An 18,716-nucleotide genomic window follows, 5' to 3' on the forward strand; every position below is an offset into this window, starting at 1 on the left:
AATTATGTTAGGGCAAATCATAAGCAACGGATTATTAATGGGATTCATATATAGCTTAGTTGCCGTGGGCTTAACCTTGACCTGGGGCGTTATGGATATTACAAATTTTGCTCACGGTGAAATGTTAATGCTTGGCATGTATTCTGCATTCTGGATGTTTCAGTTATATTCAATAGATCCGCTGTTATCAATACCTATAAGTGCAGCGGTTATATTTGTATTAGGAATATTAATATATAAGCTGATAATTAAAAAAGTATTGGGAGGAACCGGTCTTACGGCTCTTCTTGCTACATTCGGATTAAGTATGTTTTTAAAGAATTTAGTACAATATTTGTGGACTCCAAATTACAGATATATTAACGGTGCAATAGTAACTGATAATAAAATAGTTATTGGAAATATAATATTGGGTATGCCTCAGGTTGTGGCAGCGATCGGAAGCATCGCAATGACCCTGATTGTAATATATTTTATGAATAAAACGAAGACAGGAAAAGCAATTCAGGCAACTGCTCTGAACAGAGATACTGCTTCACTCATGGGAATTGATACCGGTAAAATTTATGCAATAACCTTTGGACTTTCAGGTGCATGTGTTGGAGTGGCAGGAGCTTTAATGTCATCGTTTTTTCCCATATATCCTCAATCAGGAGCACTTTACAGCATACTTGCCTTTGTTATAGTGGCACTGGGAGGTTTCGGAAATATCAAAGGTGCATTGTTTGCCGGCTTAATAATCGGATTGACGGAAGCTGTGGGTGGATATTTCTTAGGAACACAATTTAAATATGCTCTTGTATTCTTGATTTATTTAATAGTTATACAAGTGAGACCAAAGGGGTTGTTCGGATGGTAAAGAATAAGAAGACATTAATCATAATTATAGCTGTATTAGCAGCACTGCCTTTAATTTTCAAATCGGACAGCTTCCATAATATTATGGTGCTGCTGCTTATATATGCCACACTTGGGGAAGCATGGAACATTATTACCGGTTTCGCGGGTCAGATATCATTTGGACATGCGGCATTTTTTGGTATAGGTGCGTACACCTCGTCGGTTCTTTTTTACAGATTTGATATAAGTCCGTGGGTCGGTATGGTTTTAGGAGGAATATTTGCAGCTATGGTCGCATTAATTATAAGCTATCCGACATTCAGATTAAAAGGGAGTTATTTTGCAATAGCGACCTTGGCTGTTGCCGAAATCATTAAGCAATTATTCGTAAGCTGGAAGTTTGTAGAGGGTGCAACCGGTATTTCACTTCCCATAGTTGATGACAGCTGGCTTTGTATGGAATTTCACACCACAAAGCTGCCATACATCTATATTGCACTGGGACTGTTTGCAATCGTGATATTTGTATGCAACTACATTGAAAATTCAAAGACAGGATTTTACTTGAAAGCTATCAGAGAAAGTCATGAGGTAGCCGAATCCATAGGAATTAATACAACAAATTATAAGACGCTGGCAATGGTTATAAGTGCATTCATTTCTGCATTTGCCGGCTCATTGTACGCTCAGTACGTATTGTATATAGATCCGTTCATGATTTTCACATTGGACATATCGATTAAGATTGTTTTGTTGACTGTTCTGGGAGGTATAGGCAATATTTACGGACCGTTAATCGGAGCCTCCATACTCATACCTTTATCAGAAATCACCAGAGTGCAATTAGGAGGTACAGGCAGAGGAATAGATTTGATGATATTTGGTTTGCTTGTAATTCTTGTAGCATGCTATCAGCCGAAAGGAATTATCGGATTGGTAAATAAGGTAGCGAAGAAATTTAAAAAGGAAGGTGAAGGAAATGTTGAAGCAAATTCTTAACATAGATAATATAACTATGAAATTCGGCAGCCTGGTTGCTAATGAAAATGTGTCCTTTACCATTAATGAAAATGAAATAGTAAGCTTGATAGGACCTAACGGAGCCGGAAAAACCACGCTTTTTAATTGTATAACGGGATATTATCAGCCTTTCAGCGGAAAGGTTACATACAAGGACATGGATATCACCGGTTTTACGGCATATAAAATATGCAGATTAGGAATAACAAGGACATTTCAGATAGTTCAGACGTTAAAGGAAATGACTGTTGAAGAAAATATAATGACAGGAGCATTTCTTAATACAAAGAGCAGAAAAGAGGCTGAAGCAATTACATCAGAAATTATGGAGTTGACCGATCTTACCAAAAAGAAAAGTATTCTTGGAGGAAGTCTTACCATAGTTGATAAAAAAAGAGTTGAAATAGCCAGATCCTTAGCAACTAAACCGCAAATACTCATGCTGGATGAGTGTATGGCGGGGCTTAACCAAACAGAAATCAAGGATGTAATGAACCTTTGCTTAAAGCTTAAAGAAAGCGGGCTTTCACTGTTGATAGTTGAACACATAATGGAAGCAATAATGCCTATATCAGACAATATTGTGGTTTTAAATGCCGGTAAAAAAATTGCCGAGGGTGTACCTTCGGACATCGTCAATAACGACGACGTAATAAAAGCTTATTTGGGGGATAAATATCATGCTAAAAGTCAAAAATCTTAAAGTTGGATATGATAATGTTCCTGTTATCTTTGATGTATCCTTTGAAGTAAGAGAAAAAGAAGTAGTCTCGATTGTTGGCTCAAACGGAGCCGGCAAATCAACTATTTTAAGGACGGTTTCAGGACTGCTGAAGCCGATGAACGGAGAAATAGAGTTTTTCGGTGAAAGGATAGATGGTCTCAGGCCGAATAAAATAGTTGAAAGAGGAATATCTCATGTGCCTGAGGGCAGACACGTTTTCGGTAAGCTGAGCATAAAAGATAATTTAATGATGGGCGCATACATCATAAAGTCAGAAGCAGAAAAAAATAAAAAACTGTCTGAGGTATATGAAATATTTCCGAAGCTTAAAGAAAGGGAAAATCAAAAGGCAGAAACATTGAGCGGCGGGGAACAGCAGATGCTTGCCATAGCCAGAGGGCTTATGTCAAATCCAAAGCTGCTGATGGTGGATGAAATGTCTCTGGGACTTGCTCCCCTGATGGTGGAAACAGTTATGCAGGCATTAAAATATGTAAGTTCCACGGGCCTTACAGTTCTGTTGGTTGAACAGAAGGTTCAGGAGGCCTTGGAAATAGCCGATAGAGGATATGTAATTCAAAACGGCAGAATGGTAATTGAAGGTACGGGCGAAGAACTGATGGAAACAGACATAGTTAAAAAAGCATACTTAGGTCTTTAATGTTATTCTGAGCGGCAGCCATTATGTCATCCTGAGCGGCAGCGAAGGATCTCATCTTTTGTCATATTTCAAACCAGAACGTACAACCGTTGCCTGGGCTGTTTACTATACCGTATTCAGCATTGTGAAGCTTTAAAATGCTTTTAACTATTGACAGACCAAGTCCCGTGCCTGCAACAGGGCGGGACTTGTATTCATTTGCCCTGTAAAATCTATCCCAAATTTTATCTTCTTGATCTGACGGTATTCCATCGCCTGAGTCGGTAATTTCGAACCTGATTTTACCATCTGTTTTTTTAACTGATATGAATACTTTTTTATCATCTCCTGTATAATTAACGGCATTGGAAATGAGATTGTAAAGTATTTGATTGAATTTTTTATCATCAACCGAAGCTTCTAAATTTTCTTCACAGTGCAGTATAAAATCATAGCCATCCTTGGAATACATTTCGCTGAATGTTTTAATTATATTTTTAGTTACCTTAGTTATATTTACAGAGGAAAATTCCAATTGGCTTGTACCCGATTCGTATTTAGATAAATCCAATATATCATTAACTAAATCAGTGAGGCGATTTGATTCATTAATTATAACATCAAGATGCTGTTCCCGCTTTGCCGGGTTAGAGCCGGACAGATCTCTTATCATTTCAGCATATGATTTTATCAATGTAAGAGGTGTACGAAGCTCATGAGAAACATTGGATATTAATTCTCTCCTGAGCCTGTCTGTTTTAGACAGTTCATTTGTGGCGTAGTTTAAAGAATCGGCTAATTTATCAATTTCAGCGTAAACACCCCCTTCAAAGGTTATATCATAGTTCCCCGTAGCTAACTGACCGGCAGTATCCGTAAGCTGAGATATCGGTTTAGCTAATCTGAATGAAATAACCAGCGATAATACAACAGCAAATACTAAAGATATTATTGTGATTAGCACTAATTGCTCCTTTAAAACCGAAGCAGTGTTATCCATTGAAGCAAGCTGAGAAAAGATATATATGTAAATATCCTTACTTTCGGTTTCGCCTTCTTTCAAAAACATGCCGTAAACCATGTATTGAGAACCGGAAGTGCTTGGGTTGTCCAACACCTTGAAAATTTCGTTAGTGTAGGTTTCTCCGTAGGGCTCAGAAAACAATATTATATCAATGGGGTCCGGATTGGAAAGCTGCAATAAGGACGAAGCCAAATTAGCAATGCCGTCCCTGTTAAATATACGAACAGGCATGCTGTCATAGTTGGTTTTCCTGTAAATATTTCCGTGGAAATCTTCGGCCTTGTATTCGGAAACCAATGCATTACCTATATTTCTTATTTCACGTTCTTTAAATTTTAAATAAAATTGGTTAAAGAACACAATCTGAAACAACCACATAAGTACAGCAATGAAAATTATTAAAAAAACAAAGTAAAACCAGATATTATATTTTAAACTGTGTTTAGCAGGCATTATATTATACTTTTTCATAATAAACCTCTTTGGTATTCCGTCCTTCGGTTCTGTCATCCTTCGCTATCGCTCAGGATGACAAATACAGACATATTATTACGATTCAATTATACCACAAAGCAAATGTATGGAAAACATTTTTCTTTCCAATTTCAATACGCTATGTTATAATGAATACCGTTAATGAAACAAAATCTTAGTAAGTCGGTTTATGTCGTTAGCAAGTTGCAAGGAGAGACGTCATAATGAAAAATATTAAAATAAGTGTAATAATAATTATAGCAATCATTTTTTTAATAGCATTTAAAAGTATCAAAGGGCTTGATATCATTGCCGATGTAAAGGACGAAACTGTTAAAATCGGTGTCTTGCTTCCTTTGACGGGACCTGCAGAACCGACAGGTACAAAGCTTAAATATGCTATCGAAGTGGCGGAGGAAATAATAAACGGTAAACACGATGTAGACTTTGCCTTAGGTACTACAGAAGGTCTTCCTAATCTTAATAATAAAAAAATAGAATTCATATATACAGATCATAAAGCAAATCCCGAAACAGCAAGGATTGAAGCTGAAAGACTAATAAAAGAAGAGAATGTTGCCGCGTTGATAGGTGCGTACCACAGTTCCGCAACCAAGACGGCAAGTCAGGTGGCGGAAGAGTATAAGATACCTTTTCTCGCCGGCTCATCAAGCTCCGCATCCTTAACAAACAGGGGTTATGACTATTTTTATAGAATTGCTCCCAATGACGATATGGAAACGGAATTTTTCTTTGAGTACATAACATATCTTAACAAGAGATTCGACGCAGGCATAAAAACCATAGGGATAGTATATATAGACAATGAATATGGAATTCATGCTGCTGAAATGGTAGATAAGTGGCTTGATGAAAAGTATGGGGAACAAGGTTTTGAAATAGCTGTCAAGGTAATATACTCAGAAGATTTATTAGACATAGACGACGGTATCAATAAAATAAAGGAAGCAAATCCTGACGTTATATTTCAAGCATCATATATCGAGGATGTAACGCAGTTTGTGAAAAAGTATAAGGAAAACAACATAGTTCCAAAAGCCGTTTTAAACTATTGCGGAGGTTTCCAGGACCCTGTATTTATAGACAATTTAGGAGATGACGGCAATTATTTTTCCGGTTCAAGCGCAAGCATGCCCGCAATATTTAAAAACAGCGAATCAGAAAATCGAATCAATGAGTTCTACAAGAAAAAATCAGGTGAAGACATTGACGGTCCGGCATTGGAGGAATTCAGCTCAGCCATGATAATTGCCGATGCAATCAATACTGCCGGTTCAACAAACGGCGATGAAATTGTTGAAGTTTTAAAAACCAAAAGCTTTCAAACACCATATTTCATATCAAGAAGTATTGAGTTTAATGAAAACGGCCAGAATTCTCAGACCATATCATTTATGGTTCAGATACAGGATGGGAAATATGAATTAGTGTGGCCTATGGAAATTCAAGAAAAACAACCTCAGATTTTAAATAAATAATTAAGTAATTCTTCGGTTGGGTCATCCTGAGCGTCAGCGAAGGATATCAGGGTGTGTCCCCATACCGCTTAAATTTAATATATTAAAGGAGCATAAATGGAAGTAATTATCAAAAATAATTATCAGGAAGTAAGTGATGCAGCAGCAGAATATTTGTTAAATGTAGTAAAAAACAAGCCAAACGCAGTATTAGGACTACCAACAGGCAGTTCACCAACAGGAATGTACAAAATTGTAGTTGACGAATACAAGAATAACAATGTTTCATTTGAAAATGTAAAAACATTTAATTTAGATGAGTACATGGGATTAGACAGAAGTAACGACCAAAGCTATTATTATTTTATGAATGAAAATCTTTATTCTCATGTAAATTTAAAACCCGAAAATATTAACATACCAAACGGTATGGCAAAAGATATAAATCAGGAGTCAATCAGATATGAAAATAAATTAAAAGCCGAAGGACCTATGGATATCATGTTTTTAGGTATCGGCAATAACGGACATATCGGTTTTAATGAACCAAATGAATATTTTGAACCATTTACACACGAGGTTAATTTAACTCAAGATACAATTGAAGCAAACGCAAGGTTTTTTGAGAAAATTGAAGATGTTCCGACAAAGGCAATCACAATGGGTGTAAAAACAATTTCCTCCGCCAGGAAAATCGTTTTAATCGCAACAGGCTCTGCAAAAGCAACCGCAATAGCTAAAGCGGTTAAAGGAAAAATAACTCCCCAGGTACCTGCATCCATATTGCAAATGCATGATGATGTAACAGTCATTATTGACAAAGAAGCGGCAAGCAAATTGTAAAATATATTGACTTTGTCATTCTGACACTTTTGTCATCCTGAACGAAGTGAAGAATCTCATCTTTTCATAATTAAACAATTGGGGTTTAAGCTAAATTTATAATAAATTTGGCATAAGCCCCGAACTTTTTGTTATATTTGCCGAAATATATATGAGCGGTGTATAGGGGGAATGTATATGTATAAGAAGTTATCGGAATTCGTGGAGAATAGTATAAAAAAAGACAATATAGTTGTATGGATGAGCTTTGTAGCATTACAAATTGCTGTAATAACTTATCTTGTGTATATTACGGGCGGCGCATCATCCGTTGTTCAGATGCTGTATATTCCCATATTAATTATAGTTATTAAATTCGGTATAAGGTATGGAATTGCGATTGCGGTTATTGCCGGTTTAGCTGTGGGACCTTTTATGCCTTATGCGGCGACAAACACCATGCAGCCAACTTCATTGTGGGTATTGAGAATTATTATATCCATAGTGATTGTTTTTATTGTGGGAAAGTTATCGGAGAAATTAAACAAATTTAACGAGTTAGAAAAGAAAAAGGCATATGAGGATATTACAACAGGGTATCACAATTTAAATAAGCTGAAGGTTGATTTAAACAAAGAAATCAGCAGCAAAAAATACTCAAATATATCCATAATATCGTTTAAATTTGAAAATATGGATATGATCAGGCAGTACGTAGATTTTGAAGTAGGTGACAAATCATACATAAGGCTGCATGAAATTGCGGGAGAATTCTTTTGCAATAAATGCGTTTATTCTGCCTATGGGAACAAAATAGTTATAATGCTGCCGGGGTATAATATAAATGAGGCATATAACTCAGCCAAGAAATTTATACAGCAAACGAAGAATCCCATATACATAGATGATTTACCTATTTCACCTGTTATTAAGGCAGGCATAGTTAATTATCCGTTGCACGAAACAGACGTTGACAATATAATCGTTATGCTCGACAAGTCTTTGAAGCTATCTGATATGACCCACAATGACGTAATGATTTATGACGATATGGCAGAAAAAGAAAAAGACAGATACTATCAGGACCTTGTTTCATTGTATCATGCATTGAAAGACAACATGTTTAAAATGCATTACCAACCCATAGTAAACGTTAAAACAAATCAGGTTGTAAGTGTAGAAGCATTGCTTAAATGGAATGACACTAATCACAACAATATGTCAATAGCAGAACTGATTAAAATAGCAGAAGATGCCGGCTTCATCAATGAAATAACCAAGTGGGTTATAAAAAATGTAATAGATCAAATAAAAATATGGAATGATAAGGGTATAGAAATACCCGTTTCAATAAACGTTTCAGCCAGAGATTTATCAGATGAAACATTCATAGATTATGTAAAGGATTGTATATCATCAAACAACATAAAACCTAAAAACATACAATTTGAATTAACAGAACGCTCCATCATAAATGACGGAGAAACCGCTGCTAAAACCCTTAAAAGCTTAAAGCATATGGGTATAAAGATATCCCTTGATGACTATGGTACCGGATACAATTCATTAAAGAATCTGGTTGATTTTGCAGATAAATTCGATTATCTTAAAATTGATAAAATTTTCATAGACAAAATCATAAAGGACGAGAAACTAATCATAGTAGATTATATCATCAGCGCCGCCCACCGCCTCGGCATAAAAGTAGTTGCGGAAGGCGTCGAAATGATAGAACAAATAGAAATCCTCAAAATTGTTGACTGTGACATGATACAAGGATTCTACTATGCCAAACCTCTCCCGCCGGAGGAGTTAGAGGAGTATGTCAGCCAAAGCGAAGAGTCATCCTGAAAACATGTCATCCTGAGCAAAGCGAAGGATCTCATCTTGTTGTATCATTCCGAGTGCAAGCGAGGAATCTCTCTGCGATTCATGTCATTAAACCATCTGTTATCTTAAGCGTCAAAAATAGATAAGAATAATAAGATTGATTTAATAAATTGACTTTGGTCGACAAATCGAATATACTATATTAAAGCACCCATCGATTGGCTTAAAACCACGTGGTTTAGTAGAGGATAACATATGACAAAGATAGATAAAATTAAAGAAACGTTTAAAGAACACGGAAATGTACTTACTACTGCTGAATTGACTTCTTATAAAATATATTATGCGGATATCCAAAGGCTATTGAGTGAAGGATTTATTGAGAAAGTAAAACGTGGATATTATCATTGGATTGATGAATCTAACAGCAGTGAGGTTGTTATTATTAACAGCCTGTTTCCTGATGCAATTCTTTGCATGGACACAGCACTTTTCTATTATGGGTATAGTGACAGAAATCCTGTTGAATGGCATTTTGCCATAGATAAAAATGTTTCTAAGCAGCGTGTAAAAATCGACTATCCGTTTATAAAGGCATATCGTACAGAGCCTTACCTGCTGCATATAGGTGAAAGTACAGGGACCATAGACGAAACACCTGTGCGTATTTATGACAAGGACCGTACCATCTGTGACTGCCTGAAAAATATGAATCGTATGGATAAAGAAGTGTTCAATAAAGCAATTCAGGGCTATGTTAAAGACACAAAAAAGAATATTCCTAACCTGATGCAGTATGCAAAGGAACTTCGGGTTCAAAGAAAAGTGAAAGATTTGATTGGAGTGTGGTTGTAATGGTTGATATTGCAGCATCTGTTCTTGCCAAACTTAAAAACAAAGCAAAAGCTTCCAATATTAGTTATCAGCAGTGCTTGCAGCTTTTTATGCAGGAGGAATTTCTGCGTAAGCTGTCAAAGTCACAGTATACTAATAGTTTTATTCTTAAAGGGGGACTGTTCATTTATACTCTTACTAATTTTGAAAGCCGTGCAACGATTGATGTGGATTTCCTACTTAGGCATCAAACTAATTCGATGCAATTCTTCAGCGTTATGAGTTGACGGGACGTATGAAAGATTTTTATGATATTTACTATCTGTCTATGACATTTGATTTTGATGGAACAACATTGCAGACGGCAATATTTGAAACATTGCAAAATCGAGGTACACCATACGAAAAAAGTAGCTTTCAGCGTGTAGTCGATCTTGCAAATGATCCTGATATGCAAATTAAATGGAGATTTTTTTTGAAGAACATAAAAAATGATTCGTTAAACTTTAATGTTGTTATACAGAAAATACAAATATTTCTTGAACCGGTGTATAATGCAATTATAAATGAAAGCGAGTGGCAGCAAAAATGGGACAGCAATGTAGAAAAGTGGAAAGAACAATGATGAGAACTATAGTTGATAATTCTTGATTTAATATTACCACCTTATGATTCAATAATTAAAGAGGATGAATTTTTTAATAAATGGAGTTATAAGGACAGAAAATATATTTAAAGGTAAGCAAATTAATTATGGTATTTAGTAAATGCTTTTCAAGCTAAAATATTAGATATGGACCACTTGCATTTGAGTGCAAATGGTCTTCTCCCATTTTTGGAGGATAATATAATGAATTCACGACAAAAAACAGTTGAATATATATCTTTCAAATAATATAATAAATGACTATAAAGTAAGGGTGCAGTGAGAAATGGAAAAATTAAAGAAGATTATGTTAAATAAAAAAATAATGTCGGTGTCTGTTTCAATTTTAATAATAATATTGATAATAAGCAGCATGTATGTAAATTCATTGTTAAACAAAATCAATCGCCACGAAAAACCGCCTGCTGTAAATTCAGAAGACAATGGTATAATAGCAAGCAGACACGGTGAACCGCGAGTTGATATCGATGATATATTTACCGAAGACGACAAAGAAATAATCAATATCCTTTTAATAGGTAAGGACATAAGCTCAGAGGAAGAAAACTCTCGGTCTGATTCAATGATTATTGCTACAGTTAACAAAAAAAGTAATTCCATAAAACTAACATCACTTATGAGAGACATGTATGTGGAAATTCCCGGCTACATTGACAACAGAATCAATGCCGCCTATGCCTTCGGCGGAATGGACCTCCTGACTGCAACCGTAGCACAAAACTTCCATGTAGGAATTGACGGATGTGTAGAAGTAGACTTTTCCGGCTTTGAGAAAATAATAGATAAAATAGGCGGAGTAGATATAGACTTAAACGTAGACGAAGCATATTATCTGAGCAGCATAAGCGGTGTAAATTTCAAGACAGGAACAAACAATCTGACGGGAGAAACCGCTTTAAAACATGTCAGAATCAGATATGTAGGACATGATGATTACGAACGCACAGAGCGTCAAAGAAAAGTGCTTGTAGCAGTATTTAACAAGCTGAAGAATTCAAATATAAAAACCTTATTGGATATTACAGACGATATTTTACCTCTTGTAACAACCAATTTGTCAAGCACGCAAATATTAGGACTCACATCAAATATTATACTCATGGGTGTTTCAGATATAGAAACATACCGCATACCGGCAGACGGTGCATTCACCCCTGACACAATTCGTGATATGTCGGTACTTGTTCCCGATTTACCCAAAAACAGGGAATTGTTGAAGGAGTATATAGGTTATTAAGTCATACCGAGTGCCTTGTCATCCTGAGCGTAGCGAAGGATCTCATCTTTATTAATAGAAGAGACCTTGTACACAAAATGAAATTATGGTAAAATGCAATTGAAGACCTGCAATGAAGAACGGAGACATAAATGCTTATACTAAACGAATTTAAAGTATTACTTACCGCAGCACTTCCCATAGTGGAGGTAAAGGGAGCAATTCCGGTAGGGATAGCCTTGGGTATGTCACCAATCCATGCTACCATACTTGCTTTTTTGGGAAGCATCCTGCCGGTACCTATAATTTTATTTACAATAAGACCCATTTTCAATTATTTAAAGGAAACAGTTACCTTCAAAAAAATCATCCATAAGCTCATTCACAGATCCTTGAACAAAAGCGGCAATGTCAAGAAGTACGGATACTGGGGACTGTTTATTTTTGTTGCAATCCCACTGCCGGGCACCGGAGTATGGACCGGAAGCCTCATTGCCTCACTCCTTGATTTGAGATTTAAGTATGCCTTTCCCACAATTGTAATCGGAAATCTCGTTGCCTCCATATTCATAATGACTTTAAGCTTTGGAGCTGTAAGCATATTTGGAGGGTAACTCATATAACAGCCCTATTATGTCATTCTGAACCGAAGGTGAAGAATCTCATCTCTTGATCCTGTCACCATGAGCGATAGCGAAGGATCTCCTCTTTTGTGTCATTAAGAGCGATAGCGAAGGATCTTAGGTTTTGTCATTCAGAGCGATAGCGAAGAATCTCAGCCCCTATATATACTTTCACATATACTATAAATAACCATTGCGCCACAATCCATATAGTGTTACAATATTATACGACAAATAAAGACCATATGCGGGGTAATACTGTGAAATTTAAAAATGATAACAAAAATAAGCAAAAGAATACAATTACTATAGATTACGAAAACAAAAAATTATCGGTTTTTTATTTTCTACCACTATTACTAATAGCAGGCTTTGTACCTTTAATAGTATATGCAAAATATGTTGACCTTACAGGTACAACTCAATCATTATATTGGACAGGTCAGCAACAGTACCTGGATTTCTTCAGCTATTGGAAATCATGGTGGGTAGTCGCACTGACAGCAGTTGCACTAGTATTTTATATTATCTTATATGTGCAAAAAAAACTGCCCCTTAAGAACTTAAAACAGTACTATATACCTCTCGGTATCTATGCACTATTCGTTATAATATCAACCATGTTTGCAATAGACAAGCCAACAGCTCTATGGGGGTTTGTGGATATGTACCAGGGTATGTTTGTGTTGTTAAGCTATGTTACCATCACATTTCTGACAATCAACTTTGTTAACAACAAAAGAGATGTAAATCTCTTTGTAAATGCCTTCTTATTCCTTATGATAGTAGAAGGAATCATAGGGGTAGGACAATATTTTGGTTTTGATTTTTTCCAGACAAGCATTGGTAAATCCTTAATCATACCGGGTAACTTAGTTGTAGAGGACCTATCATTTTCCTTCGGACCGAAAACTATATACGGTACATTGTTTAATACGAATTTTGTCGGCAGCTTCGCTACATTGATGTTGCCGCTATCAGTTGCATTCCTATTAGGAGCAAATACTAAAAAGCAGAGAATAATTACAGGAATAGCTGTAGTATTGATGATATTTATATGGATTGGATGTAATTCAAGGGCTGGATATCTGGGAGTAGCGGTATCAGTTCCGTTTACTTTGTGGCTATTTAGGAAGGTTATAAGGAAATATTGGATTGGATCTGCAGTATTATTAATGTCCTTTATGTTGGTTTTATTTGGATTAAATAAAGCTTCGGGTGGTAGGATATTTGATAGGTTGGAAGTATTTAATATTAAAAAGCAAATAGAAATAATTAAAGAAAATAATGATAATGTATTAAAATTTGAAGAGATATATTTAAATAAAGATAAATTTTCCATAAAAACAAATAGAGAAACACTAAATTTAAGAGTGAATGAGAATAAAATATTTTTTCTAGATGAAGACTTTAACGAATTGGAAATCCAAAACAATGGAAATAAACTTACCATTAAAGATCGTAAGTATAAAGATTATAGGATAACAATCCCCAATAATTATCCAGGAGTATCTATTTCAAGAGCAACATATTGGAATTGGACATCTGTTAATTTTTATATATCTGATGGAGTAATAAAGATATTAGGTTCTGGCAGTAGAATCATAGACCCTATAATAGCTGAGACTTTTACACCATTAGATGGATTAGAAAGAATAGGATCTAACAGGGGGTATATTTGGGGACGAACTATAATTTTACTAAATAAATATATTATAAAAGGTTCGGGACCTGATAACTTTCCTATGGCATTTCCCCAAGACGATATAGTAGCTAAAATAAATACATTTAACGATCCAGTCATAGTAGTAGATAAACCTCATAACTTATTTCTTCAAATTGCAACTAATACAGGGATACTATCCCTTATACCATTATTAGCAATATGGATCATGTATATTATTAGCAGCCTAAAGTTATATAGTAAAATAACCTTTGATTCATTAGATAAATTCATAGGAGCATCCTGCGTAGTAAGCATTATAGGATACTTAGTAGCAGGAATATTTAATGATAGTATAATTAGTGTTGCTCCAATGTTTTGGATTATACTGGGATTAGGCATGAGTATTAACATAAGGTTGAAGAATAATATATCCTAATTTTATTAAGAGGAGAATAATGTCAAATTTATACAATAATATATATAAATTATTAAATAAATATCGTAAATATGTATTAATACTTATAGATACATTCATTGTTATAATCTCATACTTGTCACCACATATCATAAGTGGTGTTCACCCTACTAAAATAGATTGGTTTGAGAATACATGGTACATCTATACATTAATATACATGGTAACATTTGTTGTTATGGGCGTTTATAAAAATATATGGCGATATGCAGGAATACAGGACATATATAAATGTCTAAAAGCTTCCGTTATAGCTAATTTAATATTTTTAATATTCACGAAGTCTTCTAATATATTTGTCAGATACTATGTTTACTTGGTATCATTTATAGTCACAAGCTTTGGAACAATGGCTATAAGAGTTATTTACAGAGCTGTTCTTATTGTAGGTGAAAAGGGATCAAAAAAATTATCTCATTACACAAATATTATGATAGTAGGAGCAGGACAGGCTACGGTGTCTATATTGAGTGAAATAAGCAGGAACAATCCTAATAATTACATGGTTAGATGTATAGTTGATGATGATAAAACAAAGATAGGCAGGAATATAAGTTCTGTGCCTGTTGTTTCTTCAACAGAAGAAATTCCTACAATGGTAAAAAAATATGATATAGAGGAAATAATACTATCCATACCTTCTATAGATAAAGAAAACAAGAAACGAGTACTTGACATTTGTGCAAATACTAAATGTAAATTAAAAATTCTGCCAGAGGTATACAGTCTACTGACGAATGATAATGAAATAATGAACAAAATAAGAGAGGTTCAGGTAGAGGATCTATTAGGCAGAGATCCAATTGCTTTGGATTGCTCAATGACTAAAGAATATATTCAGGAAAAAACCGTCCTTGTAACAGGTGGAGGGGGTTCCATCGGTTCAGAATTGTGTAGGCAGATTGCTTCATATTCACCAGAAAAATTAATAATTTTGGATATATATGAAAACAATGCATATAGCATTCAACAAGAATTGTTAAGAACATACGGTGGTGACTTGACTATGGAGGTTGAGATTGCTTCCGTAAGAGATAAGAATAAATTGAATAAATTATTTGAATCAAAAAATATAGATATCGTATTTCATGCGGCGGCTCATAAGCATGTGCCCCTCATGGAAAAAAATCCTGAGGAAGCAATAAAGAATAACGTAATAGGAACATACAATTTAGTGCAAGTAGCTCATGAGTATAAAATAGAAAAATTTGTGCTCATTTCAACAGACAAGGCAGTTAATCCTACAAATATTATGGGTGCAACAAAAAGAATTGCGGAAATGATAATTCAGTCTTATAACAAACATAGTAAAACAGAATTTGTAGCAGTTCGATTTGGAAATGTATTAGGCAGTAATGGTTCTGTCATCCCCCTGTTTAAAGAGCAGATTAAAGCAGGCGGCCCTGTAACAATAACACATGAAGAAATAACCAGATATTTCATGACTATACCAGAAGCAGTGCAGTTGGTTCTTCGAGCCTCTTCGATGGCTGAGGGCGGTGAAATATTTGTATTGGACATGGGTCAGCCAGTTAAAATTAAAGAACTTGCCTATAATTTAATCAGACTGTCAGGACTGGAGCCGGAAGTTGATATAAATATCCAATATACAGGGTTAAGACCTGGAGAGAAACTTTATGAAGAACTGCTTATAAGCCAAGACAAAAATCAGATTAAAACAAATATAGATAAGGTATTTATAGAAAGACCAACAGAATTTGATGAACAGGAACTGTTTGAACTGATAGTACAATTGGAAAAAGCAGCTTATGATTTGGATATAGAAACAATAATACTTTTAATTGAAAGATTGGTCCCAACGTACAAGAGAACAAAGAATGACAAAACAACGAAAATCAGTTGTGCTTAATGTAATTTGCCATGAATAAACGCACAGTATTTTTTATGTTATTTCGAATATTGGTTAGGAATCTTGCAAATTTTTTATGTTTCTAGGTGTTACAAAAGCTATCATAGTAAGGTGGTAAAAATGTATAAATATATAAAAAGAATAATTGATATTATCTTATCGTTATCAGGGCTTATCATATTATCACCTGTTTTTTTAATAATAATTATTGCCATTAAACTTGACTCTAAAGGACCAATTTTCTTTAAACAAAAGAGAGTCGGGATTCATAAGAGTCATTTTCACATATTAAAGTTTAGAACCATGTGCATTGATACCCCGAAAGATATCCCGACGCATCTTTTAGAAAATCCGGATCAATGGATTACGAGTGTAGGTAAATTCTTGCGTAGAACTTCTTTAGATGAGCTGCCACAAATTATCAATATTTTTAAGGGAGAGATGAGTATCGTTGGTCCGAGACCAGCACTATGGAATCAGTATGATCTTATTAAAGAAAGAGATAAATATGGTGCCAATGATGTGCCTGTAGGTCTTACGGGATGGGCGCAAATAAATGGTAGAGATGAGCTTGAGATTGATGTAAAGGCAAAGTTAGATGGGGAATATGCTAAGAAGATTGGATTAGTTATGGATGTCAAATGTTTCTTTGTGACGATATTTAGTGTACTAAGAGGCGAAGGTGTTGTTGAAGGTGGAATTGGAGCTAAAGTGAAGAGAACTGATAAAAATTACTAATAATTCCAAGTCTGAGGAGATATAGATAAAATGAAAAACATATTAATAACTGGTAAAGATAGTTATATAGGTAATTCTCTAGAAAATTGGCTTATGAGAGAGCCTAATAAATATAAAGTAAATACGATTGATATGAAAGATGAAACATGGAAGGAGAAAGATTTCTCTCAGTATGATGTTGTGTTTCATGTTGCTGGGATAGCGCATGTATCATCTGCTCCGAAGATGGAAGCCCTATATTATAAAGTAAATAGAGATCTTGTAATTGAAACTGCTAAAAAGGCTAAAGAAGAAGGCGTTAAACAGTTTGTTTTTATGAGTAGTATAATTGTGTATGGTGATAGTAGAAGCAGTAAAGGAGTTATTGATAAAAATACAGTTCCAATACCAAGTAACTTTTATGGAAAAAGTAAACTTCAAGCAGAAGAGCATATTAGATTAATTGAAAGTGATAATTTTAAAATAGTTATAATTAGACCACCAATGATTTATGGTAAAGGGTCTAAAGGAAATTATACAAGACTTGCAAGATTTGCCAAGAGAATATTAATATTTCCTGATATTAATAATGAACGCAGCATACTTTATATAGATAATTTATGTGAATTTATTAAGTTAATTATTGATAATGAAGAGAGTGGATTGTATTTCCCACAAAATAAAGAGTATGTAAATACTAGTGAGATTGTTAAACTGATTGCTGAAGTGCATGGAAAGAAGATAAGATTAACTAAGGTGTTTAATCCAATAGTAAGATTAATGTTTGGAATAGGAATTGTGGGTAAGGTATTTGGTAATTTGGTTTATGAGCATTCTATGAGCAATTATGCTAAAGCTAGTTACCAAAATATATCATTAAAAGAATCTATTGAATTAACGGAGCGTTTAGACTGATGGAAGCAAAGTATAGTGTATTAATGTCAATATATATAAAAGAAAAACCTGAGTATTTTGTTGAAAGTTTAGAGAGCATGATTAACCAGACTCTTAAGCCAGATGAAATTGTGATTGTTAAGGATGGAGAATTGACAGATGAATTAGAAGATGTAATTGATTGTTATATAGATAAATATCCTAAATTGTTTAATATTGTATCACTTAAAGAGAATATTGGGTTAGGTCGAGCATTGGATGAAGGAATTAGACATAGTAGAAATGAGCTCGTGGCAAGGATGGATACCGACGATATTTCATTACCAGAACGTTGTGAATTGCAAATCAAGCAATTCATTAATAATCCAGATTTATGTATTGTTGGAACAATGATTGATGAATTTTATGATAGCCCTAGTAATATAATTTCCTCTAGGATTGTACCAACGACAAATGATGAAATATATAAATTCATGAAGCGTCGAAGTCCATTTAATCATCCAACTGTTATGTATAAAAAATCTGAAGTAATTAGATGTGGTGGATATGGTAAAATGAGAAGAAAACAAGATTTAGATCTTTTTTCTAGAATGATTAATAATGGATGTATTGCACAAAACATAAATCAATCACTTTTGTTGTTTAGATCGAATGAAGATAACTTTAAACGTAGAAAAAGTTGGTCATATTGTAAGAGTTACATTAATGTTCAGTTTGAAATTTGGAAGAGAGGTCACTGTAGTATTGAGGATTTAGTATTTGTTACTATTGGACAATTGGTAATATTTCTAGTTCCGATTAGATTTCTTAAGAAAATTTTGAATAAGTATTTAAGAAGTACCAAAAATTAAGAGATAAGAGAGTAGTAAGTAATTTATTAGTATAAAATTGGGTGGTGTTTG

At 34.4% G+C, this 18,716-nt stretch carries 18 protein-coding genes; 17 read left to right on the forward strand and 1 reads right to left on the reverse strand.

From position 1 onward, the window contains the following. Nucleotides 1-4: 4 nt before the first annotated feature. From HZF24_RS10110 to HZF24_RS10125, 4 genes are read left to right on the forward strand one after another with little or no spacing between them, the layout of a single operon-like run. On the forward strand, nucleotides 5-859 hold the full coding sequence (locus HZF24_RS10110) for a branched-chain amino acid ABC transporter permease (protein ID WP_179238199.1): 855 nt from the start codon (nucleotides 5-7) through the stop codon (nucleotides 857-859). Further along, the gene (locus HZF24_RS10115; RefSeq protein WP_179238200.1) at nucleotides 853-1,839 is read left to right on the forward strand and encodes a branched-chain amino acid ABC transporter permease; all 987 of its coding nucleotides are present in this window, start codon (nucleotides 853-855) and stop codon (nucleotides 1,837-1,839) included. Before HZF24_RS10110 ends, HZF24_RS10115 begins: the two co-directional genes overlap by 7 nt. After that, entirely contained in the window at nucleotides 1,820-2,563 is a 744-nt protein-coding gene (locus tag HZF24_RS10120) for an ABC transporter ATP-binding protein (protein ID WP_179238201.1), read from the forward strand. Before HZF24_RS10115 ends, HZF24_RS10120 begins: the two co-directional genes overlap by 20 nt. Next, entirely contained in the window at nucleotides 2,541-3,245 is a 705-nt protein-coding gene (locus tag HZF24_RS10125; RefSeq protein ID WP_179238202.1) for an ABC transporter ATP-binding protein, read from the forward strand. The genes HZF24_RS10120 and HZF24_RS10125 overlap by 23 nt, the downstream gene beginning before the upstream one ends. 61 nt (nucleotides 3,246-3,306) lie before the next feature. On the opposite strand, the gene HZF24_RS10130 is transcribed toward HZF24_RS10125, so the two are convergent. After that, on the reverse strand, nucleotides 3,307-4,719 hold the full coding sequence (locus HZF24_RS10130; RefSeq protein ID WP_179238203.1) for a sensor histidine kinase: 1,413 nt from the start codon (nucleotides 4,717-4,719) through the stop codon (nucleotides 3,307-3,309). 227 nt (nucleotides 4,720-4,946) lie between these two features. Between HZF24_RS10130 and HZF24_RS10135 the strand changes: the two genes are divergently transcribed. The 13 genes from HZF24_RS10135 (at nucleotide 4,947) to HZF24_RS10190 (ending at nucleotide 18,665) form a co-directional block, all read left to right on the forward strand. Next, nucleotides 4,947-6,221, forward strand: coding sequence for an ABC transporter substrate-binding protein (locus tag HZF24_RS10135; RefSeq protein ID WP_179238204.1), 1,275 nt, complete (start codon nucleotides 4,947-4,949; stop codon nucleotides 6,219-6,221). A gap of 96 nt (nucleotides 6,222-6,317) precedes the next feature. Next, a complete protein-coding gene (gene nagB / locus HZF24_RS10140; protein ID WP_179238205.1) occupies nucleotides 6,318-7,043 on the forward strand; it encodes a glucosamine-6-phosphate deaminase in 726 nt (241 codons plus the stop codon). Between the two features lie 177 nt (nucleotides 7,044-7,220). After that, nucleotides 7,221-8,873, forward strand: a complete 1,653-nt coding sequence (locus tag HZF24_RS10145) for an EAL domain-containing protein (protein ID WP_179238206.1) — start codon at nucleotides 7,221-7,223, stop codon at nucleotides 8,871-8,873. A gap of 234 nt (nucleotides 8,874-9,107) precedes the next feature. Then, nucleotides 9,108-9,707, forward strand: a complete 600-nt coding sequence (locus tag HZF24_RS10150) for a type IV toxin-antitoxin system AbiEi family antitoxin domain-containing protein (RefSeq protein WP_179238207.1) — start codon at nucleotides 9,108-9,110, stop codon at nucleotides 9,705-9,707. Next, the gene (locus HZF24_RS18995; protein WP_246346056.1) at nucleotides 9,707-9,973 is read left to right on the forward strand and encodes a nucleotidyl transferase AbiEii/AbiGii toxin family protein; all 267 of its coding nucleotides are present in this window, start codon (nucleotides 9,707-9,709) and stop codon (nucleotides 9,971-9,973) included. Before HZF24_RS10150 ends, HZF24_RS18995 begins: the two co-directional genes overlap by 1 nt. Before the next feature lie 8 nt (nucleotides 9,974-9,981). Then, nucleotides 9,982-10,311, forward strand: coding sequence for a nucleotidyl transferase AbiEii/AbiGii toxin family protein (locus HZF24_RS19000; RefSeq protein ID WP_246346058.1), 330 nt, complete (start codon nucleotides 9,982-9,984; stop codon nucleotides 10,309-10,311). 328 nt (nucleotides 10,312-10,639) lie between these two features. Then, nucleotides 10,640-11,590 (forward strand): LCP family protein, encoded by a 951-nt coding sequence (locus tag HZF24_RS10160; protein ID WP_179238208.1) that lies wholly within the window; start codon nucleotides 10,640-10,642, stop codon nucleotides 11,588-11,590. 131 nt (nucleotides 11,591-11,721) lie between these two features. After that, nucleotides 11,722-12,183 carry a COG2426 family protein gene (locus HZF24_RS10165; RefSeq protein ID WP_179238209.1) on the forward strand — a complete coding sequence of 154 codons (462 nt, stop codon included), beginning with the start codon at nucleotides 11,722-11,724 and terminating at the stop codon, nucleotides 12,181-12,183. A gap of 269 nt (nucleotides 12,184-12,452) precedes the next feature. Next, nucleotides 12,453-14,294 carry an O-antigen ligase family protein gene (locus HZF24_RS19350; RefSeq protein WP_179238210.1) on the forward strand — a complete coding sequence of 614 codons (1,842 nt, stop codon included), beginning with the start codon at nucleotides 12,453-12,455 and terminating at the stop codon, nucleotides 14,292-14,294. A gap of 19 nt (nucleotides 14,295-14,313) precedes the next feature. Further along, nucleotides 14,314-16,203 (forward strand): polysaccharide biosynthesis protein, encoded by a 1,890-nt coding sequence (locus HZF24_RS10175; RefSeq protein ID WP_179238211.1) that lies wholly within the window; start codon nucleotides 14,314-14,316, stop codon nucleotides 16,201-16,203. Between the two features lie 120 nt (nucleotides 16,204-16,323). Then, the gene (locus tag HZF24_RS10180; RefSeq protein WP_179238212.1) at nucleotides 16,324-16,941 is read left to right on the forward strand and encodes a sugar transferase; all 618 of its coding nucleotides are present in this window, start codon (nucleotides 16,324-16,326) and stop codon (nucleotides 16,939-16,941) included. A 30-nt stretch (nucleotides 16,942-16,971) separates the two neighbouring features. Then, nucleotides 16,972-17,835 (forward strand): NAD-dependent epimerase/dehydratase family protein, encoded by an 864-nt coding sequence (locus tag HZF24_RS10185; RefSeq protein ID WP_179238213.1) that lies wholly within the window; start codon nucleotides 16,972-16,974, stop codon nucleotides 17,833-17,835. After that, nucleotides 17,835-18,665 carry a glycosyltransferase gene (locus tag HZF24_RS10190; protein ID WP_179238214.1) on the forward strand — a complete coding sequence of 277 codons (831 nt, stop codon included), beginning with the start codon at nucleotides 17,835-17,837 and terminating at the stop codon, nucleotides 18,663-18,665. The genes HZF24_RS10185 and HZF24_RS10190 overlap by 1 nt, the downstream gene beginning before the upstream one ends. Nucleotides 18,666-18,716: the final 51 nt, after the last annotated feature.

The organism is Sedimentibacter hydroxybenzoicus DSM 7310 (assembly GCF_013403245.1).
Taxonomy (GTDB): domain Bacteria; phylum Bacillota; class Clostridia; order Tissierellales; family Sedimentibacteraceae; genus Sedimentibacter; species Sedimentibacter hydroxybenzoicus.

Bases quoted from the DNA above. Each gene is read 5' to 3' on its own strand.
- HZF24_RS10120 (WP_179238201.1), top strand. From the start codon at position 1,820: ATGTTGAAGCAAATTCTTAACATAGATAATATAACTATGAAATTCGGC.
- HZF24_RS10110 (WP_179238199.1), top strand. From the start codon at position 5: ATGTTAGGGCAAATCATAAGCAACGGATTATTAATGGGATTCATATAT.
- HZF24_RS19000 (WP_246346058.1), top strand. From the start codon at position 9,982: ATGAAAGATTTTTATGATATTTACTATCTGTCTATGACATTTGATTTT.
- HZF24_RS10185 (WP_179238213.1), top strand. From the start codon at position 16,972: ATGAAAAACATATTAATAACTGGTAAAGATAGTTATATAGGTAATTCT.
- HZF24_RS10135 (WP_179238204.1), top strand. From the start codon at position 4,947: ATGAAAAATATTAAAATAAGTGTAATAATAATTATAGCAATCATTTTT.
- HZF24_RS10160 (WP_179238208.1), top strand. From the start codon at position 10,640: ATGTTAAATAAAAAAATAATGTCGGTGTCTGTTTCAATTTTAATAATA.
- HZF24_RS10150 (WP_179238207.1), top strand. From the start codon at position 9,108: ATGACAAAGATAGATAAAATTAAAGAAACGTTTAAAGAACACGGAAAT.
- HZF24_RS10145 (WP_179238206.1), top strand. From the start codon at position 7,221: ATGTATAAGAAGTTATCGGAATTCGTGGAGAATAGTATAAAAAAAGAC.
- HZF24_RS10125 (WP_179238202.1), top strand. From the start codon at position 2,541: ATGCTAAAAGTCAAAAATCTTAAAGTTGGATATGATAATGTTCCTGTT.
- HZF24_RS10175 (WP_179238211.1), top strand. From the start codon at position 14,314: ATGTCAAATTTATACAATAATATATATAAATTATTAAATAAATATCGT.
- HZF24_RS10190 (WP_179238214.1), top strand. From the start codon at position 17,835: ATGGAAGCAAAGTATAGTGTATTAATGTCAATATATATAAAAGAAAAA.
- HZF24_RS10165 (WP_179238209.1), top strand. From the start codon at position 11,722: ATGCTTATACTAAACGAATTTAAAGTATTACTTACCGCAGCACTTCCC.
- HZF24_RS10180 (WP_179238212.1), top strand. From the start codon at position 16,324: ATGTATAAATATATAAAAAGAATAATTGATATTATCTTATCGTTATCA.
- HZF24_RS10115 (WP_179238200.1), top strand. From the start codon at position 853: ATGGTAAAGAATAAGAAGACATTAATCATAATTATAGCTGTATTAGCA.
- nagB (WP_179238205.1), top strand. From the start codon at position 6,318: ATGGAAGTAATTATCAAAAATAATTATCAGGAAGTAAGTGATGCAGCA.
- HZF24_RS18995 (WP_246346056.1), top strand. From the start codon at position 9,707: ATGGTTGATATTGCAGCATCTGTTCTTGCCAAACTTAAAAACAAAGCA.
- HZF24_RS10130 (WP_179238203.1), bottom strand. From the start codon at position 4,719: ATGAAAAAGTATAATATAATGCCTGCTAAACACAGTTTAAAATATAAT.